This is a genomic window from Dietzia sp. NCCP-2495 (assembly GCF_026011735.1).
Taxonomy (GTDB): Bacteria; Actinomycetota; Actinomycetes; order Mycobacteriales; family Mycobacteriaceae; genus Dietzia.
The window spans coordinates 48,719-74,523 of sequence record NZ_BRVN01000008.1; the positions used below are offsets into that span (position 1 = coordinate 48,719).

Genomic DNA, 25,805 nt, shown 5'->3' on the forward strand with positions numbered 1-25,805 from the left:
GCTCCGCGCCGGTCGATCCCCGTACCGGCCCCCAGACCGCCGTGCCCGTGTTGGACCGCTTCCGCATGGACGGCCGCGTCGTGGTGATCACCGGCGCCTCGTCGGGCCTGGGCGCAGGGTTCGCCCGCGCGCTGTCCTCCGCCGGTGCGACGGTCGTGCTCGCCGCACGTCGCAAGGACCGCCTCGAGGCGCTCGCCGAGGAACTGCGCTCCCGCGGCGGTACGGCCTCGACCGTGGCCTGCGACGTCGCCGACCCCGCCTCGTGTGCCGAGATGGTCCGCGCGACGATGGACGAGCACGGCCGGGTGGACGTGCTGGTCAACAACGCCGGCCTCGGCACCGCGGTGCCCGCGCTCAAGGAGACCCCTGACCAGTTCCGCTCGGTCGTGGACGTGAACCTGAACGGGGCGTACTGGGCGGCCAAGGAGTGCGCGGCGGTCATGGAGCCGGGCTCGAGCATCGTCAACGTGGCGAGCGTGCTGGGACTGACCGCCGGGTTCGCACCGCAGGCCGCGTACTCCGCCACCAAGGCCGCGGTGATGGGCCTGACCCGCGACCTGGCCTCGCAGTGGGGTTCGCGCCGCGGGATCCGGGTCAACTCACTCGCTCCCGGCTACTTCGCCTCCGAGATGACCGACGAGATCCCCGAGCAGATGCTCGCCGACATCACCGGTAGCACGATCTTCGGCCGGCTCGGTCTCCAGCCGGAGCTGGACGCCGCCCTGCTGTTCCTCGCCTCCGACGCCTCCTCGTTCGTCACCGGTACGACCCTCGTCGTGGACGGTGGCATGACCCTGCACTGACCGTCGCTTCCCTTCCGTCTCCGCGCCCGTCGCGCCCGGATCCAACCCAGTCTCTCTACAGGAGTAAAGATCATGGAGTTCGCTCACAGTCAGCGCAGCCTCGAGCTGCAGGAGAACATGTGGGAGTTCATGCGCGAGCATGTGTTCCCGGCCGAGCCCGTGTGGGAGGAGTACCTCCGCGAGCACGGCGACAACGCCTACCCGCCGGTGATGGAGGACCTCAAGGCCGAGGCCCGCCGCCGTGGCCTGTGGAATCTCTTCCTGCCCGAGTGGTCCGGAATCTCCAACCTCGAGTTCGCCGCGGTGTCGGAGATCTCGGGCTGGTCGCCGGTCATCGCGCCCGAGGCCATCAACTCGCAGGCGCCGGACACCGGCAACATGGAGACGTTCCACCTGTTCGGCACCGACGAGCAGAAGGCCAAGTACCTCGAGCCGCTCAAGGAGGGAAAGATCCGCTCGGCATACGCGATGACCGAGCCCGACGTCGCCTCCTCGGACGCCACGAACATCCAGACCGTCATCCGGCGCGAGGGCGACGAGTACGTGATCAACGGCCGTAAATGGTGGATCACCGGCGTGGCCGACACCCGCTGCGAAATCTTCATCGTCATGGGCAAGACCGATACCGAGGCCGAGACGCACCGCCAGCAGTCGATGGTGCTCGTCCCGCGCGACACACCGGGCCTGACCATCGAGCGCAACCTGCCGCTGTTCGGCTACCAGGACCAGCACGGCCACTGCGAGCTCGTGTTCCGCGACGTGCGTGTGCCGGTCGAGAACCTGCTGGGCGAGGAGGGCGCCGGATTCGCGATCGCCCAGGCTCGCCTCGGACCGGGCCGCATCCACCACGCGATGCGCGCCATCGGCATGGCCGAGCGGGCGCTCGCGCTCATGGTGGACCGTGCCAAGTCCCGCCACGCCTTCGGCGGCTACCTCTCCGAGCAGGGCGTGGTGCAGGAGCACATCGCCAACTCGCGCATCGAGATCGACCAGGCGCGCCTGCAGGTGCAGCACTGCGCCTGGATGATCGACACGGTCGGCGCCAAGGAGGCCCGGTTCGAGATCTCCGCCATCAAGGTCATCGCCCCCCAGGTCGCCTGCACGGTCATCGACCGGGCGATCGAGATCTTCGGTGGCGCCGGAGTCTCGGACGACACCCCGCTGGCCTACTTCTACGCCTGGGCCCGGGCGCTGCGGATCGTCGACGGCCCGGACGCCGTGCACCGCCGCACCATCGCCCGTGGCGAGCTCCGTCGGACGCCGCCGTACATCGGCTGAGAACTGAAACTAGGATCTCCAACTAAGAAACTAGGATGTCCAACCAAGTAGGTCGGACCCTCGAGAGAAGGAAGTTCTACACATGGGTGCAGTAATCGTCGAGGCCGTGCGCAGCGCGGTCGGCAAGCGTAACGGCGGACTGGCGGGCGTCCATCCCGCTGACCTGTCGGGCGCCGTTCTCAAGGGCCTCGTGGAGAAGGCGGGCCTGGATCCCGCTGCCGTCGAGGACGTCATCTGGGGCACGGTCAGCCAGGTCAACGAGCAGGCCGGCGATATCGCGCGGACCGCCGCGCTGTCGGCAGGGTTCCCCGAGACGGTCGCCGGTGTGTCCATCGACCGGCAGTGCGGCTCGTCGCAGCAGGCGCTGAGCTTCGCCGTGGCTGTGGTCGAGTCCGGCATGCACGATGTCGTGATCGCCGGTGGCGTCGAATCGATGACCCGCGTCCCGATGTTCTCGAACGTCGCCAAGGGCACGTCGCCCTACGGTGAGTCGTTCAAGGAGCGCTATAACGGCATCTCCCCGAACCAGGGCATCGGCGCCGAGATGATCGCCGAGCGGTGGGGCTTCTCGCGGACCCAGCTCGACGAGTTCTCCGTCGCTTCGCACGAGAAGGCGGCCGCTGCGCAGGACGCCGGCTTCTTCGCCGACCACATCATCCCGGTGCAGACCCCGGACGGCGTCATGGACACCGACGAGGGCATCCGCCGCGGTTCGACCGTCGAGAAGCTCGCCGGGCTCACCCCGCCCTTCAAGGAGGACGGCGTGATCACCGCAGGCAACGCCTCGCAGATCTCCGACGGTGCGTCTGCGATTCTCGTCATGAGCGAGGAGGCCGCCGCCAAGTACGGTCTCAAGCCCATCGCGCGCGTCCACACCGCGACGCTTGCCGGCGACGACCCGGTGATCATGCTCACCGCGCCGATCCCGGCCACCGCCAAGGCGCTGACCAAGTCGGGCCTGTCCATCGGTGATATCGGCACCTTCGAGGTCAACGAGGCCTTCGCGCCCGTGCCTATGGCGTGGCTCGCCGAGACCGGCGCCGATCAGGCCAAGCTCAACCCCAACGGCGGCGCGATCGCGCTCGGCCATCCGCTCGGTGGCTCGGGCGGACGCCTGATGTCCGACATGATCGCGCACATGCGCAACGAGGGCATCAAGTACGGCCTGCAGACCATGTGTGAGGGCGGCGGCCAGGCCAACGCCACCATCATCGAGCTGCTCTGATCCGCCACCGCGGCTGACAAACAGCGGAGCCCGTCACGCACGTCGCGTGACGGGCTCCGCCCATTTCCGGCCCCGCTGACCTCAGGCCCGGCCCCGCTGACCTCAGGCGCCGGTGAGGACCACCGCGCGCCCGAGGATTTCGCCGCGGTCGAGCGCCTCATACGTCGCCGGTGCCTCGTCGAGCGAGACGCGCCGCGAGATAACCCAGCCCAGGTCGAGCTTTCCGGCCGCGAGCAGCCGGATGAGATCGGGCACGTCACGCCGTGCGCGGGCCCCGTAGGAGCCCTTGATCTGGATCTTGCGCCGGACGATGCGGGCGAGGTCCACGTCGAGGGTGGTCCCGGCAGGAGGGATCCCGACGACGACGGCACGACCGCCTTCTCTGGAGATGTTCACGGCAAGATTCGTGGTACCCGCCGATCCGAGCGCCTCGAAGGCCACGTCCACCCCGCGGCCGCCCGTGAGCTCGGCGACCGCCTCCGCGGCATCCACCTCCGAACTGTTCACCGTGTGCGTGGCACCCATCCGGCGGGCGAGGTCCAGCTTGTCGTCGTCGACATCGATCGCGATCACACTCTCGGCGCCACTGGCGGCCGACAGTTGCACGATGTTCTGTCCGACCCCTCCCACGGCGATCGCCGCCACCGACTCGCCGGTCCGCACCCCGCCCACGTTCCGCACGGCGCCGTACGCGGTGAACAGGGAGCAGCCGAGAATGGCGGTGTCGGTGAGGTCCAGGGAATCCGCGAGGCGGAACACACTGGTCGCGGGGGTGACGCTGTACTCGGCCATCCCGCCCATCGAGTACATCGACAGGGGAGAGCCGTCGGTTCGGTGGAGGCGGGTCTCGCCGTCGTAGAGCGTGCCCCGCAGGCGGTTGAACTCGAAGAACGTCGAGCACAGGTCCTCCATGCCACGCGCGCAGTTCTCGCAGGCGCCGCACGGCATGATGAACGACCCCACCACCCGGTCGCCCGGCGCAACGTTCGTCACGCCGGCGCCGACCTCGACGACGATCCCGGAGATCTCGTGGCCGAGCACGCCCGGCAGCGGGAATCCGACTTCACCCTTCATCACGTGCAGGTCCGTGTGGCAGACCCCGCACGCGTGGTTGTGCACCAGCACCTCACCCGCGCGCGGCTCGGGGATCGGGATGTCCTCGATCACCAGGGGAGCATTCGTCTCCACACACACCGCGGCCTTCATCTGCGCACCTCTCGTCGGTCGGTCCCCCGATGGTGCCGACACTACTCAGCTGCTGTGCCCCAGGAGGGCGTCCGAGATGATGCGCATCTGGATCTCGCTGGTGCCCTCGAAAATGCGCGTCAGCCGGGCGTCGCGCCAGTGCCGCTCCACCTGGAAGTCGGTGGTGTAGCCCGCGCCGCCGTGGATCTAAATGCCCTGGGACGTGACCCGCTCGGCCATCTCCGTGGCGACGAGCTTGCACATGGCGGCCTCGGTCGAACACCTTCTGCCCGAGTCGATGTCGGTGGCCACGGAGTACATGAGCTGGCGCGCGGCCTCGATGTCCGCGGCCATCTTGGCGATCTCGAATCGCAGGTACTGGAAGTCGCCGATGGGTCGGCCGAACTGCTCGCGCGTCGCCACGTATGCGATCGAATCCTCCAGCGCGGCGCGCGCCAGGCCGATCGCCCGGGCGGCGGTGTGAGCCCGACCCACCTCGAGACCCGAGACCGCCATGTAGATCCGGGTCGAGAGCGTTGGCGACGGGCAGGACCTCCTTGGCGGTGAACTCCCTGGCCAGGTCGCGGATCGCGAGCCGCTCCTCGGTGAGGTAGACGGGGGTTCCGGGGCGGGCGGTGGGCTTGTGGGTCATCCGGGGCGGTCTTCCTTGTCCGAGGTGTGGCGGTGTCGTCAGGTGAGGCGGTCGGTGTCCGTGCCGAGGAGCGGAGCGGGACCGGTGGCCAGGTGCGCCCCGTCGAAGGTCGCCGGGTGGGCGGCGACGAGATAGGTGCCGACGCCCGGCTGGTCGAGCGGGGAGAAGAGCGGATTTGCCCGGAGATCGCCTTCGGCCACGACGTCCGCGAAGGTGCGGTACCGCTCGTGGAGCACCACGGAGTCGGTGAGCGCGCTCGCGACCTGCTCTGTGGTGTGGGCGGCGAACCACCGGGCGAACAGTGCGGCCAGCACCTCGCGGTAGGAGTAGCGGTCGGCCTCGGTGGAGAAGTCGGCCCCGGTCGCGGACTCCAGGGCGTCGACGGCTTCGCGGGTGTCGGTAACGCGGGCCAGGTCGTGGAAGTGCCGGGTGGTCAGGGCCACCACCATGAAGCGACCGCCGTCCGAGGCGGTGAAATCGGTGCCGAAGGTGCCGTAGACGTGGTTGCCGACCGCGGGCCGGGAGGAGCCGTCGAGCTGCGGCTCGGTGAGGTAGCCCAGGGTCCCCGCGGTCGGCAGCGCCACGTCGTCGAGCGGCAGGACGATCCGCCTGCCGCGTCCGGTCTGATCCCGCTCGCGGACGGCGGCCACCACGGCCAGTGCCGCGTGGAGACCGGCGGCCACGTCCCAGGCCGGGAGCGCGTGGTTGACCACCTGTCCGCCACCCGGGCCGGTGATGGACGGGAACCCGAGCGCCGCGTTGACCGTGTAGTCGACCCCGGGCCGGCCGTCGCGGCGGCCGAGCAGTTCCAGGGTGATCACGTCCGGGCGGAGGCGAGCGAGCGTCTCGTGGCTCAGCCAGTCCCGGCCCCCCGTGTTGGTGACGAGGATCCCGCCGCCGTCGCCGGGCGCGGTGACCAGCTCGCGCAGCGACCGTCGGCCGTCCTCGGAGCGCAGGTCGAGTGTGACCGACGCCTTGCCGCGATTGAGCCCGGTCCAGTAGATCGACGTGCCGTCCGGCGCCAGCGGCCATCGGTGCACATCCGCGCCGCCGCCGACCGGGTCGACTCGGATCACCTCGGCTCCCAGCTGTGCGAGCGTGAGCCCGCACAGGGGAGAGGCCACGAAACTGGACAGCTCCACGACGCGGATGCCCTCGAGGGGGCGGCCGGTGGGCTCAGACATCGATACCTCCGGAAATGTTCGTTCGCGACGTCGAGAGACAACCCAAACTCTGATAATGGTTGCTAGCGTACAGGTGGTCAGGGGCAGGTGGGCCCCTGAAGTCCGGCCGCTGGCGAGAGGTGCACGATGGGGGATCAGTCCATGACGTCGGAGGTGGGCGCGGAGGACTTCGCGGACATCCTGTCGGCCACGCGCGAGTACGTCCGCACTGTTGTGGTGCCCCGCGAGCAGGAGATCGCCGACGCGGACGCGGTGCCCGAGGACATCCGCGCCGGACTCGCCGCTATGGGACTGTTCGGCTACGCCATCCCGCAACAATGGGGCGGCCTCGGGCTGGACCTGCGCCAGGACGTGGAGCTGGCCATGGAGTTCGGCTACACGACCCTGGCGATGCGCTCGCTCTTCGGCACCAACAACGGGATCGCCGGGCAAGTGCTCGTCAACTACGGGACCGACGAGCAGAAGGCGCAGTGGTTGGAGGCGATCGTCTCCGGGGAGGTGATCGCCTCCTTCGCGCTGACCGAGGACGGCGCGGGCTCGAACCCGGCGGGGCTGTCCACGAAGGCTGTACGCGACAGGGACGACTGGGTGATCGACGGGGCCAAGCGCTTCATCACCAACGCGCCCGTGGCCGGCCTGTTCGTGGTGTTCGCCCGCACCCGTCCGGCAGATTCCGGAGGGACGGGCATCGCGGTGTTCCTGGTCCCCGCGGACACGCCGGGCGTGAGCGTCGGTCCCCGGGACAGGAAGATGGGCCAGGAGGGCGCGTGGACCGCCGAGGTGTCCCTTGACGGCGTCCGCGTCCCGGGCTCTGCGCTGGTCGGGGGCGACGAGGACGCCGGGTACCGCGCCGCCATGACCTCCCTCGCGCGCGGCCGCGTGCACATCGCGGCGCTGGCGGTGGGCGCCGCGCAGCGCGTGCTGGACGAAGCACTGGCGCACGCGGTGGTCACCACCCAGGGCGGCACACCTATCGGGGACTTCCAGTTGGTCCAGGCCATGCTCGCGGAGATACAGACGGGGGTGATGGCCGGACGGGCCCTGGTCCGCGAGGCGGCGGAGGCCTATGTCTCCGGCAGCGACCGGCGGATCGCGCCCTCAGCAGCGAAGCTGTACTGCACCGAGATGGTGGGCAGGGCGGCGGACCTGGGGGTCCAGATCCACGGCGGCAGCGGCTACATGCGCGGCGTGCCCGTCGAGCGGATCTACCGCGACGTCCGGCTCCTGCGCCTGTACGAGGGCACCAGCGAGATCCAGAAACTCATCATCGGCGGCGGGCTGGTCCGGGCCCAGGCCGCTCGCACCTCGGGGTCACAGTGACCGCCGACCTGCTGCCGCTGGCCGGGTACACCGTCGTGGCCGTCGAGCAGGCGGTGGCCGCCCCACTGGCCACCCGGCACCTGGCCGACCTCGGCGCCCGGGTGATCAAGATCGAAAGACCGGGGGAGGGGGACTTCGCGCGGCACTACGACGCCACGGTGCACGGCCAGGCCTCCCACTTCATCTGGCTGAACCGCGGCAAGGAGTCGATCGAGCTCGATCTGGCTTCGCCGCGGGGCCTGGAGGTCGCGGAGGCATTGATCGACCGGGCCGACGTACTGGTGAGCAACCTGGCGCCCGGATCGATGGGCCGGCTCGGTCTGGGGGCCGAGGCCATCCGGGCGCGGCGGGAGGACCTCGTCGTCGTCACCATCTCCGGATTCGGGGACGGCGGGCCCTACACCCACCGCAAGGCCTACGACATGCTGGTGCAGGCCGAGTCCGGCCTCTGCTCGATCACCGGCACGCCCGAGACGGCCACCAAGACGGGCGTGCCCGCATCCGACATTGGCACCGGGATGTACGCGCTCTCGGCGGTGCAGGCCGCCCTACTGCGCCGGGAGCGCACCGGGGTCGGCGCCACGATCGAGGTGTCGATGTTCGAGGCCACCGCCGAGTGGATGGGCCACCCGATGTACATCCGCATGTACGACGACCGGCAGGTCGACCGAATGGGACTGTCCCACGCCTCGATCTGCCCGTACGACGCGTTCCCGACCCGCGACGGACAGGTGCTCATTGGCGTCCAGAACGACCGCGGCTGGGCCGCGTTGGTACGCGACGTGCTGGGCAGGCCCGACCTGGTCGCCGATCCGCGGTACAGCACCAACATCGCGCGCGTCGCCCGCCGCGCGGAGGTCGATGCGCTCATCGGGTCGCTGACCGGTCGGTTCGACTCGCAGGAGCTGGCCGACAGGCTGGACGAATACGGGGTCCCGGCCGCGCGGCTCAATGACGTCGCGGGGCTGGTGGAGCATCCGCAGCTGGTCGCGCGCGATCGGTGGCGCGAGGTCGACACCCCGGCCGGTCCCGTGCAGGGGCTGCTGCCGCCCCTGACCTTCACAGATGTAAAGCTATCGATGGGCGCCGTCCCGGAGCTCGGCCAACACACCGGGGCGATCCTAGCCGAACTGGGCCTCGCCGCGGACCACACAGGGAAAGAGGACACGTGACCGGATTGCTCGAAGGCCGCACCGCCGTGGTAACCGGCGGCGCGCGCGGGATCGGACTGGAGATCGCCCGCACCTTCATCGACGCGGGCGCGCGCGTCGTGGTGGGGGACATCGACGACGAGGCGGGCGCCGAGGCCGTCGCCGCACTGGGCGGCGAGGACGCGGCCCGCTACGTCCGCTGTGACGTGCGGGACGGGGAGTCGGTGGAGGCGATGATCGACGCGGCCGAGGAGGCGTTCGGCCCGCTGGCCGTGTTCGTCAACAACGCCGGAGTGACCCGCGACGCCACCATGCGCAAGATGACCGAGCAACAGTTCGACGACATCATCGCGATTCATCTCAAGGGCACCTGGAACGGCACCAGGGCCGCCGCCGGTCGGATGCGCGGGCACGGGAGCGGGGCGATCGTTAACCTCTCCTCCATCTCCGGCAAGGTGGGCCTGGTCGGCCAGACCAACTACTCGGCGGCCAAGGCCGGGATCGTGGGGCTGACCAAGGCTGCGGCCAAGGAGGTCGCCTTTGCCGGCGTCCGGGTCAACGCGGTGCAGCCCGGCCTGATCCGCACGGCGATGACGCTGGCCATGCCGGAGCGGGTGTGGGACGAGAAGATGGCGGAGATCCCGATGGGGCGGGCGGGCGAGCCGTCGGAGGTGGCGCAGGTGGTGCTCTTCCTGGCCAGTGACATGTCCAGCTACATGACCGGCACGGTCCTGGAGATCACGGGCGGCCGCCACATCTAGGCGGGCGACGGTGGGCGCCCGAACCCGTGCTCAGCCGCCGAGGTCCCATCGGATCGGCTGCTCGAGCGCCGACCGGAAGCGCTTCTCCAGGTAAGTCGTGTGGTCGGTGATGTGCCGGGACATGAGATCGGCCGCCGCGTCGCCGTCTCCGTCGGCGATGGCCCGGTAGATGTCCTCGTGGATCGAGCACGTGTGGGCGCGCTGCCGCTGTGGGTACTCCACGCCCATCGTGGCGCCGGCGAGGATGCCGACCATCGCCTCGAAGAGATACCCGAACAAAGCGTTGCCCGAGCCCCAGGCGATGAGGGCGTGGAAGCGTTCGGACTCGGCGGTGAACGTCGCGGCGTCGCGGCTGTGGGCGCGCAGGGCCTCGACGTTGGCCCGGAGTTCCTCGAGCGCCTCGGGGCTGATCCGCAGTGCGGCCAGCCGCGCGATGGACGGTTCCATGGCCGCTCGCGCCTCCATGATGGTGGAGAACGGGGCGTTCTCGAACTGCAGGAGCAGGCTCAGCGACGTGGCGAGCGCCCCGGCGTCCGGTTGCTGGACGATCGGACCGCCGCCGGGCCCGGGCTTGAAGGCCAGCGCGCCCTGCAGTTCGAGGTAGCGCAGGGATTCCCGGAGGGTGCCGCGGCCCACGCCGTACTCCTCGAGCATGCGGTGTTCGGGCGGCAGCTTGTCGCCCACGATGTTGCCGCGGCGCGCGATGTCCTCGACGATCTGCTTTGCCACCAGCAGCGCCGTCTTCTGTCCGCGGGGCGTCCAGCCGCGGTTGCCGCCGGTCACGGCATCAGCGCGGTGAAGGCCCAGTCGAGCACGTCCACCCCGCCCTCGTCGGCATCGTCGACGCGATGGGCGCGGACCCGGGAACGGACCTCGAGTGCGGTACCGCCCCCGTCGAGTGGGGTGGCCTCGCCGATCTCGACGGTGCTGGATAGGGTGTCGCCCTCGCGCACCGGTCCGGTGTGGTCGCACGAGTGCCAGCCGAGGACGGTGAGCATCGCCGGCAGTGCGCGGGTCGCCTGGGCGAGTGCGAGTCCGATGGTGTGGCCGCCGTAGACGAGTCGGTGACCGCCGGCGACGCGTCGGTCGTGGTGGGTCTCGGCGATATTGAGCGTGAGCCGGGCCAGCTCGGGGGCGTTGCTCACCACGTCGGCGCCGGGGCGGATCACGGTACCGGGGGCGGGGACCGGGTCGGCGGCGCCGGGCACGGCCGCGCGGTAGGCGGCGATGTCCCAGCCTGTCGGCGCGGCCCAGTGGCGTCCGGCGGCCACGCCGATGTCCGACAGGTCGTCGGCGTGGGGCACGGTGTCGGGGTCGGTGCCGGGGCCGAGCGGCAGCAAGGCGCAGCGGTGGAAGTCGAGCACCGTCCGGCCGTCCTGGTCGCTGGTGGTCATCCGCAGCGCGGCCAGTCCGGTGACGGGGCGGCCCGGGGTGACGCGGTTGCGCTTGAGCCCCACGACCTCGGTGCGGGTGATGAGGGTGTCGCCGATGCGGGGATGGTGGTGCAGGCGCAGTCCGCGATAGAACAGGTTGGCCTTGACATGGCGGGTGACCAGGGTCGACTGACCGATCGCGACATCCGTCACCAGCCCCGGGTGGGCGAGGGGGCCGCCGGTCACCGCCGCGGCGAGGTGCCGGTCGAGGGGGAGGCGGAGCCGGTCTCCGACGATGGACTGGTGGGCGACGGCGAGACCGTCGGTGAGGGTCACCGAGGGGGAGCGGTCGAAGACCTGCCCGCGGGTGAGATCCTCGAAGAAGGGGCCGGAAGGTGCGGCCGCATTGCTGCGCATGATTATAGACTATAGGTCACGTCCGGACGGTGGGTGCGAGAGTGCACCGCCGTGCCGGGCGACGAGGTTCCCACGAGGGTGACGACGAGGTGTGGCAGGTGCCCGGACACAGCGACGAAGAGACCTACCTGATCGCCACGGTCCGGGAGTTCATCGACCGTGAGGTCAAGCCGTCCGTCCACGGGGTGGAGCACGCGAACACCTACCCCGAGAACTGGATCGAGCAGATGAAGCAGATCGGGATCTACGGCCTGGCCGTGCCCGAGGAGTACGGCGGCACGCCGGTGTCCATGCCCTGCTACGTCCGCGTGACAGAGGAGCTCGCACGGGGATGGATGTCCCTGGCCGGCGCGATGGGCGGGCACACCGTGGTGTCCAAGCTGCTCTCCGAGTTCGGTACCGAGGACCAGAAGCGCGCGTACCTGCCGCGACTGGCCACGGGCGAGATGCGGGCGACGATGGCCCTCACCGAGCCCGGGGGCGGCTCGGACCTACAGGCCATGACCACCGTCGCCCGGCGGGACGGGGACGCGCTGGTGATCACCGGCGCCAAGACGTTCATCACCAACGCGCGGCGCTCGGGGCTGATCGCGTTGCTGTGCAAGACCGATCCTGCCGCCGAACCACGGCACCGGGGAATCTCGATCGTGTTGGTCGAACACGGACCCGGGCTCACCGTCTGCCGTGACCTGCCCAAGCTCGGCTACAAGGGGGTAGAGACCTGCGAGTTGTCCTTCGACGGGTACCGCACGCCCGCCTCGCAGATCGTCGGCGGTACGCCGGGGCAGGGCTTCGGACAGATGATGAAGGGACTGGAGACCGGCCGTATCCAGGTGGCCAGTCGCGCGCTGGGGGTGGCTGCGGCAGCACTGGAGGACTCGCTGGCCTACGCACAGTCCCGGGAGTCGTTCGGGCAACCGATCTGGAAGCACCAGGCCGTGGGGCACCACCTGGCGAACATGGCCACCAAGCTCACAGCGGCGCGGCAGCTCACGCTGTTCGCGGCCGAGAAGTACGACAGCGGCCAGCGCTGCGACATGGAGGCCGGAATGGCGAAACTGTTCGCCTCCGAGGTGGGGATGGAGGTCGCGCTGGACGCGGTCCGGATCCACGGCGGGTACGGCTACTCCACAGAATTCGACGTCGAACGTTACTTCCGCGACGCCCCACTGATGATCGTCGGCGAGGGCACCAACGAGATCCAACGCAACGTCATCGCCGCACAACTGGTGGCACGAGGAGGACTGGAATGACCGTGTTCGAGGGACTCGACCAGATCGAGGCCGCGATCGGGACCCACATCGGCTACAGCGAGTGGATGGAGATCACGCAGGAACGGGTGGACGCCTTCGCCGACGCCACCGGTGACCACCAGTGGATCCACGTCGACCCGGCGCGGGCCGCCGACGGGCCCTACGGGACGACCATCGCGCACGGTTACCTCACCCTGTCCCTGCTGCCGGTGCTCGGCGCCGAGATCCTGGATATCCGCGGGTTCTCGATGATGATCAACTACGGACTCGAGAAGGTGCGCTTCCCGGCGGCCGTGCCCGTGGGCTCGCGGATCCGAGCAGGGATCGAACTCACCTCGCTGCAGCGCAAGGCCTCGGGGATCCAGCTCAACAGCGTGGTGACCGTCGAGATCGAGGGCGGCGACCGGCCGGCGCTCGTCGCCGAGACCGTCCGGCTGATGGTGGAGTGAGCAGGTGACCCGAATCGACTCCCGCATGGCCGAGGCGCTGGCCGACGTGGTGGTGTGCGAACCCGTCCGGACCCCGGTCGGCCGCCGCCACGGCGCGTTCGCCCCGCTGCAGGCCTCGGACCTCGCCGCCGCCGCGATCCGGGGACTCGTCGAGCGCACCGGCCTCGGTCCGACCGACGTCGACGACGTGGTCCTGGGCCAGTGCTACCCCAACGGCGAGGCCCCGGCGATCGGCCGGGTGGCCGCCCTCGACGCCGGCCTGGACATTGCCACCCCGGGGATCCAGATCGACCGCCGCTGCGGCTCGGGACTCCAGGCGGTGCTCACCGCGGCCATGCAGGTCGCTATTGGCGTCAGTGACGTGGTGATCGCTGGCGGCGCCGAGTCGATGTCGGGCAGCGAGTTCTACTCCCTGGGCCTGCGGGGCGGGGTCCGCGGCGACAGGGTCGAGTTCATCGACCGCATCGCCCGCGGGCGGGTCACCTCCGGCGGCAGGGACCACCCGGTCGAGGGCGGGATGCTCGAAACGGCCGAGAACCTGCGGGCCGAGTACGGCATCAGCCGGGCGGAGCAGGACGAGCTCGCCGCCGAGAGTCAGCGCCGCGCGATCTCGGCCCAGGACTCCGGGGTGTTCAGCGAGGAGATCGTGCCCGTGCAGGTCGACAGGGGACGGGGCGACGTCGTCGTCGTCGATACCGACGAGCACCCCCGCCGAGGTGTCACCGCCGACTCCCTCGCCGCCCTGCGACCCGTCCGGTCCCGCGTCGACCCGGCGGCCACGGTGACCGCCGGCAACGCCTCGGGGGAGAACGACGGCGCCGCGGTGTGTGTCGTGACGACACGACGGCGCGCCGGCGAGCTCGGCCTGCGGGCCTTCGTGCGTCTCCTCGAGTGGGCCGTTACCGGGGTCCACCCCGCGCGCATGGGGATCGGCCCCGTCCCCGCCACGGCGACGTTGCTGTCCGACCTCGACCTCCGCCTGGCCGACTTCGACCTCATCGAGCTCAACGAGGCCTTCGCCGCCCAGGTGCTGGCGTGCCTGCGCGAATGGGAAGCAGGGTCCGGCTTCACCGTCGCCGACCGCGAGCGGCTCAACGTGCACGGCTCCGGTATCTCGCTCGGCCACCCCGTAGGGGCCACCGGCGCGCGCATCCTCGCCACCATGTCCCGCGAGCTCGACCGACGCGGCGGCCGCTACGCGCTGGAGACCATGTGCCTCGGCGGGGGCCAGGGGCTGGCGGCGGCGTTCGAACGGGTCTGATTCACCTCGGTGCCGGGTGTTCACGACTTATTTACTCACAGTCATGTGATTCTCACCTCCGCGGCGTAGCGTCGCACCCAACGGTCGGTGGGGAAGCCGACCGTCGGGAGGTCCCAGCCGATGATCGTCAGACGCGATCGGGAGGGGGCCGGCACCCGGCCCCGTCACCGCGAGGTGACCTGGTCCGACCGGTCCATCCCGAACCGCCCGCGGGTGCCGCGGGACAGGAGCGCACCGTGACCGACACCGTACGTACCTACGTCCTCGACACCTCGGTTCTACTGTCCGACCCGTGGGCCGTCACCCGATTCGCCGAGCACCACGTTGTTCTGCCCATCGCCGTGATCGGGGAACTCGAGGACAAGCGTCACCATCCCGAGCTCGGCTACTTCGCCCGGGAGGCGCTGCGCCTGTTGGAGGATCTGAGGCTGCGTCACGGTCGCCTCGACGGGGACCTGATCGTCACCGAGGTCGGGGGAACGCTGCGCGTCGAGCTCAACCACACCGATCAGTCCGTTCTGCCCTCCGGTTTCCGGAACACCGGGAACGACTCGCGGATCCTCGCGTGCGCGCTCAACCTGCGGGCGGAGGGAGCCGAGACCGTCCTGGTGTCCAAGGACATCCCGCTCCGCGTCAAGGCGGGCTCGGTGGGGCTTCCGGCCGACGAGTACCACGCCCAGGACGTGGTGCTGACCGGCTACAACGGGGTCAGTGACCTGCCGGCCACCCAGGACCTCGTCGACGACCTGTTCTCCACCGGCAAGGTCAGCCCACTGGCGGCACGTGCTGCCGGACTCGATGCCGACACGCCCGTGCACTGCGGGATCCGCGTCCAGACCGAGTCGTCCTCCGCCCTAGCTCGGGTCACCGACGACGGCGGGCTCAAGCTCGTGCGGGGCGACGTCGAGGTGTTCGGACTCCGCGGACGCTCAGCGGAGCAGCGGATCGCGATCGACTGCCTCCTCGACGAATCGGTCGGCATCGTCTCGCTCGGCGGCCGGGCGGGCACCGGCAAGTCCGCGCTGGCCCTGTGCGCCGGACTGGAGTCGGTGCTCGAGCGTCGCCGCCACCGCAAGATCGTCGTCTTCCGCCCGCTCTACGCGGTCGGCGGACAGGAGCTCGGATACCTTCCGGGAAGCGAGTCGGAGAAGATGTCGCCCTGGTCGCAGGCCGTGTTCGACACCCTCGAGGGGCTGGTCAGCGAGAACGTCATCGACGAGGTGATGGACCGCGACATCCTCGAGGTGCTTCCCCTGACCCACATCCGCGGACGCAGCCTGCACGACTCGTTCGTGATCGTCGACGAGGCGCAGTCCCTCGAGCGCAACGTCCTGCTGACGGTGCTCTCGCGCCTGGGCACCGGCTCCCGGGTGGTGCTCACCCACGATGTGGCGCAGCGCGACAACCTCCGCGTCGGTCGTCACGACGGCATCCAGGCGGTGGTCGAGAAGCTCAAGGGGCACCCGCTGTTCGCGCACATCACGCTGAGCCGTTCCGAGCGGTCGGCGATCGCCGAGCTCGTGACGACTATGCTCGAGGAGTTCCACCCCGACGGCACGCCGGGAGAGCTCCGCCGCATCCGCGCGGCCTGATCCCGGCGCCGCCACACATCAGTCAGACAGCGGTGAAGGCCGGACCCGAGAGCGGGTCCGGCCTTCAGCGCGTCGGTGACCGCGGCAGGGGACGCGGCAGTGGTCCGACGACCCCCCGGGGTCTAACGCTTCCGGTCGAGCCCGGCCATGCCGAGCACATCCAGTCGGCGGTCGAGCTCGTCCTCGCTCAGCGGATCCGGGACGAAACCGAGCGCGATGACGGCCTCCCGGATCGTGATCCCCTCGGCGAGCGCGTGCTTGGCGACCCGGGCCGCCTCCTCGTAGCCGATCGCGGAGTTGAGCGGAGTGACGATGGAGGGCGACGACTCCGCGAGTCGACGCAGGTGATCGGTGTTGGGCTCAATCCCGTCGATGCACCGCTCGGCGAAAAGCACCGTCGACGTGGACAGGATGCGAACGGACTCGAGGACGTTGCGGGCCATGACGGGGATCGCCACGTTGAGCTCGAAGGCCCCGCTCGCGCCCGCCCATGCGACCGTCGCGTCGTTACCGACGACCTGGGCGGCGACCTGCGAGATGGTCTCGCACAGTACCGGGTTGACCTTGCCCGGCATGATCGACGATCCGGGCTGGAGGTCGGGAAGATGGACCTCTCCGAGTCCGGTCAAGGGGCCGGATCCCATCCACCGGATGTCGTTGGCGATTTTCGTGAGCGAGACCGCGACGGTGCGCATCGCGCCGGACAACTCGACAAGGCCGTCGCGTGCGGCCTGGGCCTCGAACGGATCCACCGACAAGCGCAGTTCCTCGAGCCCGGTCAGCGATCGCAGCTGCTCGACCACAGCGGAGCCGAAGCCGTCCGGCGCGTTGAGCCCGGTGCCCGCGGCCGTTCCGCCGATCGGGAGTTCCCCGACGCGAGGCAGCGTCGCGGTGACCCGCTCGATGCCTGCCCGGATCTGGCGGGCGTACCCGCCGAACTCCTGGCCCAGCGTGACGGGTACGGCGTCCATGAGGTGAGTGCGTCCGGACTTGACGACCTCGCGCCACTGCTCGGCCTTGGCCTCGAACGACTCCGCCAGAGTCATGAGAGCGGGGAGGAGGTCACTGATCACGACCTCCGTCGACGCCACATGGGTGGCGGTGGGGAAGGTGTCGTTGGACGACTGCGACATGTTCACGTCGTCGTTCGGGTGGACGGTGACGCCCTCGGCGGCGCACAACGAGGCGATCACCTCGTTGGTGTTCATGTTCGAGCTGGTGCCCGATCCGGTCTGGAATACGTCGACCGGGAAGTGCTCGTCCACCTCGCCTGCGGCGATGCGATCCGCCGCCGCAACGATCGCGTCGACCTTGGACTGGTCCAGCAATCCGAGCTGGCCGTTGACCGTGGCGCAGGCGGACTTGAGGAGTCCGAGTGCACGGATCTGGGCCCGCTCCAGGCCCCGACCCGAGACAGGGAAGTTCTCCACCGCGCGCTGGGTCTGCGCCCGCCACAGTGCATCGGCGGGGACGCGGACCTCACCCATCGTGTCGTGTTCGATTCGGAATCCACTCTGATCGGCCATGATCCCCAGCGTAGGCCCGCCCGGGATTCCCTGCAGGCGACCGCGGTGTAGCCGCGGGAAATGCGACGCGTCCCGCGTACCTCGGCAGGAGGCCTGGTACGCGGGACGCTGGTCGTGTCAGTGGTAGGGCGAACTCAGTCGTCCTCGCCCTGGCCGTAGTCGACGGCCGAGAACTCGCGGAGCTTCTCCATCTTGTGGCGCGCCTCGACGTGGCGGACCGTGCCGGACTTGGAGCGCATGACCAGCGATCGGGTGATTGCGCCGCTGGCGCGATAGACCACGCCACCCACCATGTCGCCGTCGGTGATGCCGGTGGCGGCGAAGAAGCAGTTGTCGCCCTTCACCAGGTCGTCGTTACCGAGATAGGCGTCCACGTCGAGGCCGGCGTCGACGGCCTTCTGGCGCTCTGCGTCGTCCTGCGGCCACAGCTGACCCTGGATCTCGCCGCCCATGCACTTCATGGCACACGCCGTGATGATGCCCTCGGGGGTGCCGCCGATGCCCATGAGCATGTCGACCGAGCTGTCCTCGGAGGCCGCGGCGACGCCACCGGCCACGTCGCCGTCCATGATGAGGCGCACCTTGGCGCCGGCGGCCCGGATCTCGGCGATGAGATCCGCATGGCGGGGACGGTCGAGCACGCACACCGTCAGGTCCCCTACGTGCATGTTCTTGGCCTCGGCCACGGACCGGATGTTCCACTCGGTGGACTTGGAGATGTCGATCTTGCCGACGGCGTCCGGACCCACAGCGATCTTGCGCATGTAGAAGACGGCAGACGGGTCGAACATCGCGCCACGCTCGGCCACCGCGATCACGGCGATCGAGTTGGGGCGGCCCTCGGCCATGAGGCGGGTGCCGTCGATGGGGTCGACCGCCACGTCGACGGCGGGGCCCTCGCCGGTTCCGACCTTCTCGCCGTTGTAGAGCATGGGCGCCTCGTCCTTCTCGCCCTCGCCGATCACCACGACGCCGTCCATCTCGACGGTCGAGATGAGTGACCGCATCGCGTCCACCGCCGCGCCGTCGCCTCCGTTCTTGTCGCCCCGCCCGACCCAGCGGCCGGCTGCCAGCGCGGCGGCCTCGGTCACGCGGACCAGCTCCATAGCGAGATTACGATCGGGGCGCTTGGCGTCTGACATGTCTGGGGGAGCTCCTCGGATGGCTCTGCGCCCTCACGAGACGGGCGCGGATCGGATGTGGTGGTCGTCGCACATTCTTCCATGTCGACAGGACACCGGGAGACCGACCGTCGGGCGCGCCGTGTCGAGGTGGGATACTGACGGCCGTGGCTGAGGCGAAACCGAGAATCCTGCAGGGCAACCGCGACATGTTCTGGTCGATGGTGGTGCTCATGGCGATCGTCGGGGCCTTTGCCGGTATCACCGGTATGTGCTCGTTCTCCCCGACGGGACCCGATCAGGGCCCTGTCCGGGAATTCGACGCTCAGGCGTCACTGGAGAAGGACGCCCAGACCCTCGGGTTCCCGATCCGGCTACCCGAGGTTCCGGAGGGCTGGACGTCGAACTCGGGCCGTGTCCAGGGCATCAGCAGCTTCACCTCCAGCCACACCGGCTGGGTGACCGGGGACCGCACCTACATCGAACTCATCCAGTCGGACGCGCCCGAGGACGTCCTCCGCTCGGTGGACGGCGAGCCGCGTCCGAGCAGGACCATGATCCCCGTCGCCGGAACAGAGTGGTCGATCTACACCGGCGACGACGTGCGTCCGGTGTGGGTGCTCGACACGGGCGACGTTCGACTGGGGATCACCGGTTCGGCACCGACGTCCGACTTCGAGACGATGGCCGCCTCGGTTCAGGACGCCGAGCCACTGCCGGCGCGGTAGTCGCGAAGGCCCGGGCCCTGACGCCCGGGCCCCCGAGACAGTACCTTGGCCCCTCGGCGCCGGAGGCTCAGCTGCGCCCGGGCTCCTCGCCGTCGGCGGAGTCGTCCTCTCCGAGCACCGCGTCGATCCGCTTACGTGCGCCGTCGAGGTGTTCGGTGCACCTTGCTGCGAGTTCCTCGCCCCGTTCCCACAGGGCGAGCGAAGAGTCGAGATCCTGGCCGCCGGCCTCGAGGATCCGCACGACCTCGATCAGCTCGTCACGTGCCTGCTCGTATCCGAGCTCCGCAATGGGGGTCTGTTCGTCAGACATCAGGACTGCTCCTCGGAGGTAGGGGAGGTGGATTCGGGGTCATCGGCGGTGTCGGGAACGGTTTTCGACCGTCCGGCCGCCGGGGTGGCGCCGAGCACCGCGGCGGACAGTGCGCCGTCGGACACGCGGATGCGCAGCTGCGAACCGGGCGGAGCGTCGGCGATGGTCGAGACCACCCGGCCGTCGTCGTTGCCGGCGACGGTCTGCACGACCGCGTAGCCGCGGGCGAGGGTCGCCGCCGGGCCGAGAGTGGTCAGGCGGGCGGACAGGTGACCCAGCGACGAGGACCCGGCGTCGATGATCCGGGTGACGTCGCGTCGGGCGGCGCGTAGTGCCTCGGCGACGATCTCTGCCCGTGAATTGACGAGACCGTACGGATCGGCCAGGACGGGGCGGGAGCGCAGGGCACCGAGCTGGTGCTGCTCGCGGTCCACCCAGGCTCGCAGGGCGCGGGCGGTGCGGGAGCGCGCCTCGGCGATGCGGCGGCGTTCCTCGGCGACGTCCGGCACGACGCGCTTGGCGGCGTCGGTGGGAGTGGCGGCGCGCAGGTCGGCGACCAGGTCGGACAGGGGAGAGTCCGGTTCGTGGCCGATCGCGCTGACGACGGGCGTCCGACACCGCGAGATGGCGCGGATCAGGGCCTCGTCGGAGAAGGGGAGGAGGTCCTCGACCGACCCTCCGCCGCGCGCGAGGATGATTACGTCGACGACGGGGTCGGCGTCGAGCTCCGCCAGCGCGTCGAGGATCTGCGGCACGGCGGACACCCCCTGCACGGCCGTGTTGCGCACGGCGAACCGGACGTCGGGCCACCGTCCGCGGGCCACCTCTACCACGTCGCGCTCGGCGGCACTCGCGCGACCGGTGATCAGGCCGATACACGTGGGCAGGAACGGCAGCGGCCGCTTGAGTCGCGGGTCGAAGAGTCCCTCCGCGGCGAGGGCCTGCTTGAGCCGTTCGATCCGGGCGAGCAGTTCGCCGACGCCGACGGGGCGGATCTCGGTGACCTGCAGGGAGAACGAGCCGCGGCCGGTGTAGAAGCGCGGGGTCCCGCGCACCACGACGCGGCTGCCCTCGGTGACGGGCACGGGCGCCTCGGAGATGAGTTTGGGTGGGCAGGTGAGGGTGAGCGAGTTGTCGACCGAGGGATCACGCAGCGTGAGGAACGCGGTCCGTGTGCCGGGGCGCAGGCTCAGCTGGGTGATCTGTCCCTCGACCCACACCGCGCCGAGACGGTGGATCCAGGCAGCGATCTGATCGGAGACGACCCGGACCGGCCACGGCTGTTCCGGGCTGCTCGGCTGGGCCGGACCGGACCTGCTCACGCGTCGCGGGGGGTGATGCGGCCGATCGGGACGTCCCGGTCCGCGGGCTCGTCCTCGCCGATCTGGGTGACGTCCACCGGGACGTCCTCGTCGAAGGTGGCCCACTCGGGTTGGGCGGACCTGGGCGGGAAAACCGACGCGATCACGGCATCGCCCTTGAGTGCGAGCTCGGTGAGCGCCTGACCTGCGTGGAGGTAGGACTGCACCAGATTGCCGGCGACCTTGACCGGCAGGCCGGGCAGGGCAGAGACGGTCTCCACGGTGCGCGCGGGGAGCGCCACCGCGGCCTCCACGGCACTGGCCGCGAGGCCGATCGACGCGCGGGTGAGGAAGAGGGGACGAAGCATGCGAACCTTCCTGCCCGGGGGCGGCCGGGTGAGCAAATGGTCGAAATCCTCTATGAACCGTACCCTGGGAGTATGACCGAGCAGACCGACATGATCGCCGAACCGGCCACCAAGCGGGTTCTTCTCGCGGAACCGCGTGGCTACTGTGCCGGTGTCGACCGGGCCGTCGAGACCGTCGAGAAGGCCCTGGAGAAGCACGGCGCACCGCTGTACATGCGCAAGGAGATCGTCCACAACAAGTACGTGGTGGAGCAGTTCACCGACCGCGGCGTGATCTTCGTCGACGAGACCGACGAGGTCCCTCACGGGGCGAACCTCGTGTTCTCCGCCCACGGGGTGTCCCCGGCGGTGCGCGAGAGCGCCAAGAACCTGGAACTGCGGACCTTCGACGCCACCTGCCCGCTGGTGACCAAGGTCCACACCGAGGTCAAGCGCTTCGCCCGAGAGGGGTACAAGATCCTGCTTGTGGGCCACGAGGGCCATGAGGAGGTCGAGGGCACCGCAGGTGAGGCGCCCGACGTGGTGACGCTCGTCGACGGACCGGATTCCGTGGACAGTCTCGACATGCCCGTCGAGACCGAGAAGCTCATCTGGCTCTCCCAGACCACTCTGAGTGTGGACGAGACCATGGAGACGGTCCGCCGTCTCAAGGAGAAGTACCCGACGCTCATCGACCCGCCGTCGGACGACATCTGCTACGCCACGCAGAACCGGCAGAGTGCGGTCAAGGCCATGGCGCCCGACTGTGACCTGGTGATCGTGGTGGGCTCCAAGAACTCCTCCAACTCCGTCCGGTTGGTCGAGGTGGCGCTCCAGGCCGGAGCCCGCGCCTCGCACCTCGTGGACTACGCCAAGGAGATCGACCTCGACTGGCTCGATGGGGTGACCACCGTGGGCGTCACCTCGGGCGCCTCTGTCCCCGAGATCCTCGTCCGCGGTGTCGTGGACCTGCTCGCCGAGCACGGCTTCGGCGATGTCTCCACGGTGCGCACCGCGCAGGAGACCATCACGTTCGCCCTGCCGCGCGAGCTCCGGATCACGGAGAAGAACAAGGCCTGAGCCAGCGCCGTCCGAGCGCACGGTGCAGTCGCGCTCGACGCCTGACGCGAGAGCCCCGTCGTCCCCGACTTGTCATGGGGAGCGACGGGGCTTCGTCGTCGGTGCGAGTTATCGGTCGGTGGTGTGAGGTGTCGGTCGTGACGCGTCAGCGCCGCGCGTGGGACGCCGTGTACCGCGCTCCGCGTGGTGCGGGGCGTGAGGTGCGCGGCTCGAGGATGAAGGCGCGGATCAGTGCGAGGGCGACGACGACGACGGTGGTCGCGATCATCAACGGGAACCGTGTCGCCAGTGGCAGGGCGATCGCGACGATCTGACTCCGGGAGAACAGTTCCGCACCGGCCCCGACACCGGCGATCACGTACACGAGGGGCACGAGCACGGCCATCATGATCGGGGGCTGGACCCCGGCCACGAAGACCGACCGTCGGGCGACCGCCAACACGGCCAGGACACAGCCGACGAAGAACGCGACCGTGAACGCGGCACCGAGCTCACCGGACAGTGAGTCGATGGCCACGCCGGTCAGCGAGATGGCGGCAGCCAGGAGGACCGCCGTCCACGCGGGCAGCCCGCGCAACGAGGACAGCACAGACCTGTCCTCCGCGGGCACTCGTCCACTCCTACGTCTACTCACGGGACGTGACTCTATCCCTCGAGCCGGCGAGCGAGGAATCGGCCGAACCGACGTAGTGGGTTGGGTTTGTCCTCGAGCTGTGATGCCGCGTCTTCCGGTGCGATGGCTGATGCGCCCTCAGGGGAGCCGCCCGCCGCGGAGGTGCCCACCACGGAGCCGCCCGCCGCGGAGCCGCCCGCCGCGGAGCCGCGCGTGGCGGTGTCCGGTGCGTCGGGGCCGGAATCCGTGATGAGCGAGCCAGGCCCGGGCAGCCCACCGGGATGCTGCGCTGCGTCGCTGCCGCTCTGGGAGGAGTAGGTCTCGTCGTCGTCGACCCCCGTACCGACCCCGGAACCGGGGGCGAGGTTCGCTGCGGCGGTTCCCTGCGCGGCGATGTGGGGCTTCTCGTCCATCATCCCGGCCATGATCGCGCTGCTGCTCTTGCGCAGCGGCGCGAATCGGGAGCTCGACATCTCGCCGAGCCACGCCGTCAACCGACCCTCGTCCGTCGCCGAGGCGAGATCGGACGCGGTGACGTCGCCGGTACGCAGGTCGATCTGCTCACCGATGTAGCGCAGGATCACCGCCACGACCGCGAGCACCGGTACCGCGAGGAACGCTCCGATGATCCCGTACAGCGTGCTGCCGGCGGCCACACCCAACAGCACGACGACCGGATGGAGGTTCATCGCGCGCGACTGGAGGATCGGCTGGAGAATGTTGCCCTCGAGCTGCTGTACGGCCACGATCACCACCAGCACGATGATCGCGGTGGTGAACCCGTTGGCCACCAGGGCGATGAGGACCGCGAGCGCGCCGGCGGTGAACGCACCGACGATGGGGATGAAGCCGGCGATGAACGTGATGACCGCCAGCGCCCAGGCCAGCGGCACCCCCAGGATCACCAGCGCGAGGCCGATGAGAGTGGCGTCGACGAACGAGACGATCGCCTGCGTGCGGATGAAGCCGCCGAGCGTGTTCCAACTGCGGGTGAGGACCTCGGTGAGGTGCCGGCCGGCGTTCCGGCCCGCGATGCGGCGGACGAACGGCAGGAAGCGCGGGCCGTCCTTGATGAAGAAGAACGTCAGCACCAGCACCATGACCAGCGTGACGACGACCGAGCCGACCGCGGTGACGCCGGTGAACACACCCGAGGCGATCTGTTCGCCGCGGTCCTGGAGCGTCGAGCTGAGCTGGTTGAGCACGCCGGCAAGCTGCTCGTCACGGATGTTGAGTGGCTCGCCCCGCAGCCAGTCGCGGACCTTGTCGATGGCTTCCGACGTCTGGTCCGCCAGCTGCACGCTCTGCGAGACGACCGACGGCGCGATGAGGGCGATGACGCCGGAGATGAGGCCCAGAGCACCCACGGTCGAGATGAGCGCCGCCAGCGACGCCGGCACCTTGTGGCGGACCATCCATCCCGTGGGCGGCCACAGCACCGTCGAGATGATCAACGCCAGGAGGATCGGCAGGATGCCGACCCACAGCGCGCCGCCGACCCGGGAGAGCAGCCATCCGGCCACGAGGACGATCGCCAGGCGCAGGGCCCAGTCGGTGAGCCACCGACCGCCGATGCCGAGCAGCACCGACCTGTCCACGTGGTCGTCGTCGCCTGCTTGTGCGGGAGGTCGTACCGGCACGTCACTCATGGGATTCATGATGTCAGAGGGATCGAGGTGGTGCCCTGTGAACCGGCTGAGGGTGGCGAGGCGGGCGCGAAGGGGAGTGGGACGTAGACTCGGGACCCGTGAGCCTCACCCTCGGAATCGTCGGACTGCCCAACGTCGGTAAGTCGACCCTGTTCAACGCCCTGACGAACAACGACGTGCTCGCGGCGAACTACCCGTTCGCCACGATCGAGCCGAACGTCGGTGTCGTCGACCTCCCCGATCCCCGGCTGAACCGCCTGGCCGAGATCTTCGGCTCCGAGCGGATCCTGCCCGCCGTGGTGTCCTTCGTGGACATCGCCGGGATCGTCAAGGGCGCGAGCACCGGTGAGGGGATGGGCAACAAGTTCCTCGCCAACATCCGCGAGGCCGACGCCATCTGTCAGGTGGTGCGCGTGTTCGACGACCCCGACGTGATCCACGTCGACGGGAAGGTCGATCCCATGGCCGACATCGAGGTGATCGCCACCGAGCTGATCCTCGCGGACCTCGAGACCATCGAGAAGGCGATCCCGCGCCTGGAGAAGGACTCCCGTAAGGACAAGTCCCTCGCGCCGGTCCTGGACGAGGTCCGCAAGGCTCAGGCTGTGCTCGAGGACGGGCGCACCCTGTTCAAGGCGCAGGACGAGATAGACCGCAGTCTGCTACGCGATCTGCACCTCATGACGGCCAAGCCGTTCCTCTACGTGTTCAATGCCGACGAGTCGGTGCTGACCAGCGACGAGCGCAAGGCCGAGCTGGCCGCCGCCGTCGCGCCCGCCGACGCGGTGTTCCTCGACGCCAAGGTCGAGGCCGAGCTGCTCGAGCTCGACGAGGACGACGCCATGGAGCTGCTCGAGTCGATCGGCCAGACCGAGCCCGGTCTGGCGGCTCTTGCCCGCGCGGGCTTCCACACCCTCGGCCTGCAGACCTACCTCACCGCCGGCCCCAAGGAGTCCCGCGCCTGGACCATCCGCAAGGGCGACACCGCCCCCAAGGCTGCCGGCGTGATCCACACCGACTTCGAGAAGGGCTTCATCAAGGCCGAGATCGTGTCGTTCTCCGACCTCGACGAGGCCGGCTCGATGGCCGCGGCCAAGGCCGCCGGCAAGGTGCGCATGGAGGGCAAGGACTACGTGATGGTCGACGGGGACGTGGTGGAGTTTAGGACAGGATTAACGTCTGGGAGTAAGAAGTGATGATCATCAATCTCACAGAGGAGCAATGGG

At 69.6% G+C, this 25,805-nt stretch carries 24 protein-coding genes and 1 pseudogene; 13 read left to right on the top strand and 12 right to left on the bottom strand.

The window, feature by feature from the left end; all coding sequences use genetic code 11:
* Positions 1–41: 41 nt before the first annotated feature.
* From OPF83_RS09040 to OPF83_RS09050, 3 genes are all read left to right on the top strand, one after another.
* A complete protein-coding gene (locus tag OPF83_RS09040; protein WP_264887174.1) occupies positions 42–803 on the top strand; it encodes an SDR family NAD(P)-dependent oxidoreductase in 762 nt (253 codons plus the stop codon).
* A 72-nt stretch (positions 804–875) separates the two neighbouring features.
* Positions 876–2,081: an acyl-CoA dehydrogenase family protein gene (locus tag OPF83_RS09045; protein ID WP_264887085.1), complete on the top strand. Its 1,206-nt coding sequence runs from the start codon at positions 876–878 to the stop codon at positions 2,079–2,081.
* A gap of 82 nt (positions 2,082–2,163) precedes the next feature.
* Positions 2,164–3,306, top strand: coding sequence for an acetyl-CoA C-acyltransferase (locus OPF83_RS09050; RefSeq protein WP_264887086.1), 1,143 nt, complete (start codon positions 2,164–2,166; stop codon positions 3,304–3,306).
* A 102-nt stretch (positions 3,307–3,408) separates the two neighbouring features.
* Here the strand turns inward: OPF83_RS09050 and OPF83_RS09055 are convergent, their stop codons facing one another.
* From OPF83_RS09055 to OPF83_RS09065, 3 genes and pseudogenes are all read right to left on the bottom strand, one after another.
* Entirely contained in the window at positions 3,409–4,512 is a 1,104-nt protein-coding gene (locus tag OPF83_RS09055; protein WP_264887087.1) for a zinc-binding dehydrogenase, read from the bottom strand.
* 45 nt (positions 4,513–4,557) lie between these two features.
* Positions 4,558–5,010: pseudogene (locus tag OPF83_RS09060) on the bottom strand (acyl-CoA dehydrogenase family protein); the annotation flags it as partial.
* A 171-nt stretch (positions 5,011–5,181) separates the two neighbouring features.
* The gene (locus OPF83_RS09065) at positions 5,182–6,327 is read right to left on the bottom strand and encodes a CoA transferase (protein WP_264887088.1); all 1,146 of its coding nucleotides are present in this window, start codon (positions 6,325–6,327) and stop codon (positions 5,182–5,184) included.
* Positions 6,328–6,468: 141 nt separating this feature from the next.
* Between OPF83_RS09065 and OPF83_RS09070 the strand changes: the two genes are divergently transcribed.
* The 3 genes from OPF83_RS09070 to fabG are packed head-to-tail and all read left to right on the top strand — an operon-like array spanning position 6,469 to position 9,559.
* On the top strand, positions 6,469–7,647 hold the full coding sequence (locus tag OPF83_RS09070; protein WP_264887089.1) for an acyl-CoA dehydrogenase family protein: 1,179 nt from the start codon (positions 6,469–6,471) through the stop codon (positions 7,645–7,647).
* On the top strand, positions 7,644–8,819 hold the full coding sequence (locus tag OPF83_RS09075) for a CaiB/BaiF CoA-transferase family protein (RefSeq protein WP_264887090.1): 1,176 nt from the start codon (positions 7,644–7,646) through the stop codon (positions 8,817–8,819). Before OPF83_RS09070 ends, OPF83_RS09075 begins: the two co-directional genes overlap by 4 nt.
* Positions 8,816–9,559: a 3-oxoacyl-ACP reductase FabG gene (gene fabG, locus OPF83_RS09080; RefSeq protein WP_264887091.1), complete on the top strand. Its 744-nt coding sequence runs from the start codon at positions 8,816–8,818 to the stop codon at positions 9,557–9,559. Before OPF83_RS09075 ends, fabG begins: the two co-directional genes overlap by 4 nt.
* A 30-nt stretch (positions 9,560–9,589) precedes the next feature.
* Here the strand turns inward: fabG and OPF83_RS09085 are convergent, their stop codons facing one another.
* Together OPF83_RS09085 and OPF83_RS09090 are read right to left on the bottom strand one after the other, a co-directional pair.
* Positions 9,590–10,342, bottom strand: a complete 753-nt coding sequence (locus OPF83_RS09085) for a FadR/GntR family transcriptional regulator (protein ID WP_264887092.1) — start codon at positions 10,340–10,342, stop codon at positions 9,590–9,592.
* Entirely contained in the window at positions 10,339–11,349 is a 1,011-nt protein-coding gene (locus OPF83_RS09090) for a MaoC family dehydratase (RefSeq protein WP_264887093.1), read from the bottom strand. The genes OPF83_RS09085 and OPF83_RS09090 overlap by 4 nt, the downstream gene beginning before the upstream one ends.
* Before the next feature lie 89 nt (positions 11,350–11,438).
* Here OPF83_RS09090 and OPF83_RS09095 point away from each other — a divergent pair, with 89 nt between their 5' ends.
* From OPF83_RS09095 to OPF83_RS09110, 4 genes are all read left to right on the top strand, one after another.
* Entirely contained in the window at positions 11,439–12,602 is a 1,164-nt protein-coding gene (locus tag OPF83_RS09095; protein ID WP_375546240.1) for an acyl-CoA dehydrogenase family protein, read from the top strand.
* On the top strand, positions 12,599–13,051 hold the full coding sequence (locus OPF83_RS09100; RefSeq protein WP_264887095.1) for a MaoC family dehydratase: 453 nt from the start codon (positions 12,599–12,601) through the stop codon (positions 13,049–13,051). Before OPF83_RS09095 ends, OPF83_RS09100 begins: the two co-directional genes overlap by 4 nt.
* A 25-nt stretch (positions 13,052–13,076) precedes the next feature.
* Positions 13,077–14,312 carry an acetyl-CoA C-acetyltransferase gene (locus OPF83_RS09105; RefSeq protein ID WP_264887175.1) on the top strand — a complete coding sequence of 412 codons (1,236 nt, stop codon included), beginning with the start codon at positions 13,077–13,079 and terminating at the stop codon, positions 14,310–14,312.
* A 236-nt stretch (positions 14,313–14,548) separates the two neighbouring features.
* Complete coding sequence (locus OPF83_RS09110) at positions 14,549–15,904, top strand: PhoH family protein (RefSeq protein ID WP_264887096.1); 1,356 nt, start codon at positions 14,549–14,551, stop codon at positions 15,902–15,904.
* A gap of 122 nt (positions 15,905–16,026) precedes the next feature.
* Here the strand turns inward: OPF83_RS09110 and OPF83_RS09115 are convergent, their stop codons facing one another.
* Together OPF83_RS09115 and glpX are read right to left on the bottom strand one after the other, a co-directional pair.
* A complete protein-coding gene (locus OPF83_RS09115) occupies positions 16,027–17,430 on the bottom strand; it encodes a class II fumarate hydratase (protein ID WP_264887097.1) in 1,404 nt (467 codons plus the stop codon).
* Between the two features lie 134 nt (positions 17,431–17,564).
* Entirely contained in the window at positions 17,565–18,572 is a 1,008-nt protein-coding gene (gene glpX, locus OPF83_RS09120; RefSeq protein ID WP_264887098.1) for a class II fructose-bisphosphatase, read from the bottom strand.
* A gap of 146 nt (positions 18,573–18,718) precedes the next feature.
* Between glpX and OPF83_RS09125 the strand changes: the two genes are divergently transcribed.
* Positions 18,719–19,279 (top strand): DUF4245 domain-containing protein, encoded by a 561-nt coding sequence (locus OPF83_RS09125; RefSeq protein ID WP_264887099.1) that lies wholly within the window; start codon positions 18,719–18,721, stop codon positions 19,277–19,279.
* Positions 19,280–19,346: 67 nt separating this feature from the next.
* Here the strand turns inward: OPF83_RS09125 and OPF83_RS09130 are convergent, their stop codons facing one another.
* From OPF83_RS09130 to OPF83_RS09140, 3 genes are read right to left on the bottom strand one after another with little or no spacing between them, the layout of a single operon-like run.
* Entirely contained in the window at positions 19,347–19,589 is a 243-nt protein-coding gene (locus OPF83_RS09130; RefSeq protein ID WP_264887100.1) for an exodeoxyribonuclease VII small subunit, read from the bottom strand.
* Entirely contained in the window at positions 19,589–20,911 is a 1,323-nt protein-coding gene (xseA, locus tag OPF83_RS09135; protein ID WP_264887101.1) for an exodeoxyribonuclease VII large subunit, read from the bottom strand. The genes OPF83_RS09130 and xseA overlap by 1 nt, the downstream gene beginning before the upstream one ends.
* Entirely contained in the window at positions 20,908–21,258 is a 351-nt protein-coding gene (locus tag OPF83_RS09140; protein ID WP_264887102.1) for a hypothetical protein, read from the bottom strand. Before OPF83_RS09140 ends, xseA begins: the two co-directional genes overlap by 4 nt.
* Before the next feature lie 72 nt (positions 21,259–21,330).
* Between OPF83_RS09140 and OPF83_RS09145 the strand changes: the two genes are divergently transcribed.
* On the top strand, positions 21,331–22,317 hold the full coding sequence (locus tag OPF83_RS09145) for a 4-hydroxy-3-methylbut-2-enyl diphosphate reductase (protein ID WP_264887103.1): 987 nt from the start codon (positions 21,331–21,333) through the stop codon (positions 22,315–22,317).
* A gap of 145 nt (positions 22,318–22,462) precedes the next feature.
* Here OPF83_RS09145 and OPF83_RS09150 read toward each other — a convergent pair whose 3' ends face one another.
* Both OPF83_RS09150 and OPF83_RS09155 read right to left on the bottom strand, forming a co-directional pair.
* On the bottom strand, positions 22,463–22,951 hold the full coding sequence (locus OPF83_RS09150) for a DUF6542 domain-containing protein (RefSeq protein ID WP_264887104.1): 489 nt from the start codon (positions 22,949–22,951) through the stop codon (positions 22,463–22,465).
* Between the two features lie 11 nt (positions 22,952–22,962).
* A complete protein-coding gene (locus tag OPF83_RS09155) occupies positions 22,963–24,579 on the bottom strand; it encodes an AI-2E family transporter (RefSeq protein ID WP_264887105.1) in 1,617 nt (538 codons plus the stop codon).
* Between the two features lie 98 nt (positions 24,580–24,677).
* On the opposite strand from OPF83_RS09155, the gene ychF reads away from it, so the two are divergent.
* Positions 24,678–25,775, top strand: coding sequence for a redox-regulated ATPase YchF (gene ychF / locus OPF83_RS09160; RefSeq protein WP_264887106.1), 1,098 nt, complete (start codon positions 24,678–24,680; stop codon positions 25,773–25,775).
* Positions 25,776–25,805: the final 30 nt, after the last annotated feature.